Below are 1,647 nucleotides of genomic sequence, written 5' to 3'. Positions count from 1 at the left end.
TGTCAGTGGTCTTCCAATAATCCCCATCTGTGGTCGTCGAATTTTCCTCACCCATCAACTCCAAGGAGCAAACGATGGAAGTGGAAGTACGAAGCTCGGTGATCTCGCATGATGGTTGCGCTGCCCAGGGCCCGAGGGCCCTGGGCAGCGCGGCGGCTACCGTGCCCGTGTTCATTCAGGACACGGAGGCGCCGGTGCTTGGTCAGCAACAATGGGAAGCAGTTCACGAGCGGCGTGCCGCCGGCTACAACCTCTCGGCGATCGCCCGCGATCTGCAACTGGATCGCAAGACAGTACGAAGTTGTCTACAGCAGGAGTCGTGGCAGCCGTATCAGCGTGCGGCAGCAGCCAGCCTCCTGGATCCGCATCGCGCTTGGCTGGCAGAACGTGCTGTGGAGGTGAACTACTCCGCACGCATTCTTTGGCAGGAGTTGCGGGCGCAACGCGGCTTTGCCGGCAGCTACGTGATCGTGCGGCGCGCGGTGGTGCCACTGCGACTGGCCGCATCGACTGCGGCGCTGACACAGCGGCGCTTCGAGACGGGCCCGGGCGAGCAGGCACAGTGCGACTGGGGACAGATCACCGTCTCACTGGGTGGAGTTCGCACGGAAGTCCACATCTTCGTGATGACGCTGGGCTACAGCCGCCGAGGCTTCGCGCTGGGCTTCCTGCGTGAGCGCATGCCTGACCTGCTGGCCGCACATGAGGCCGCCTTCGCTCACTTCGGTGGTCGTTGCGAATTCCTGCTGTATGACCGCATGCGCACCGTCGTGCTCGGCACTCATCAAGGTCGCCCGCGCCTGAACCCGACGTTTTCCAGCTTCGCCGGCCACTGGGGCTTTACTCCGCGGCTTTGCCAACCCTACCGAGCCCAGACCAAGGGCAAGGTCGAGTCCGGGGTGAAGTACGTCAAGCGCAACTTCGTGCCCGGGCGTACGTTTCTCGATCTCGAGGACTTCAATGACCAGTTGGCCGCCTGGCAAACCGATGTGGCCGATGTGCGCATCCACGGCACAACGCATCAGCGCCCCATTGATCGCTTCGCCGAGGAAGCACGTGCCCTGACACCGACAGCGGGACACCCGAGCTTCCTGCAGGCCATGGTGCGCGAGCGCAGGGTGGCCGAGGACTGGCTGGTGTCCATCGACGGCAATCGCTACTCGGTGCCGTTCGTACTGATCGGCAAATCCGTACAGGTCGTGCGCCAAGGCGGCGCTTGGGTCATTCGCCATCTTGGCGCCGTTGTGGCCGAGCATCCAGTTCTGGCCGGCCGCGGGCAGTTGAGCGTTCAGCCCGCCCACGGGCCCGGCGCGGTGGCGCGCAATGCTCGACAGCGATTCTCAGCGCCCAGGACAGCCCTCACGACCTCCAGGCCCCAGGATCTGTCGCGCGACGTCGAGGTGCGTGACCCGGCGATCTACGAGCAGCTGTTCGCCGCTCCCCTCGTGGAGGCCGCCACATGAGCAGGAATACATCTAAGACCACTTCGGTGGCTGTCGGCGCCGCAGCGGCAATGACCACGCCGGTTCAACTGGAACGCCTGGGCGAACACCTCAAGAAGTTGCGGCTGCTCAAGAGCAGCGAGCGGCTCGAAGCGCTGCTGCAGGACGCGGCCGCCCATGAGTTGCCGTATGCCGAATTCCTTGA

General features: G+C 64.3%; 1 protein-coding gene. It reads left to right on the top strand.

The genetic code is table 11. The annotated features are described in order from the left end of the window. Window positions 1-74: 74 nt before the first annotated feature. The gene (istA, locus tag QZH52_RS38545; RefSeq protein WP_301816536.1) at window positions 75-1,463 is read left to right on the top strand and encodes an IS21 family transposase; all 1,389 of its coding nucleotides are present in this window, start codon (window positions 75-77) and stop codon (window positions 1,461-1,463) included. Window positions 1,464-1,647 lie beyond the last annotated feature (184 nt).

Origin of the sequence: Variovorax ginsengisoli, from assembly GCF_030486595.1 — a bacterium.
Taxonomy (GTDB): Bacteria; Pseudomonadota; Gammaproteobacteria; order Burkholderiales; family Burkholderiaceae_C; genus Variovorax; species Variovorax ginsengisoli_B.
Note: the sequence above shows the minus strand (reverse complement) of the source record. Positions and strands in the feature narration are given on the sequence as shown.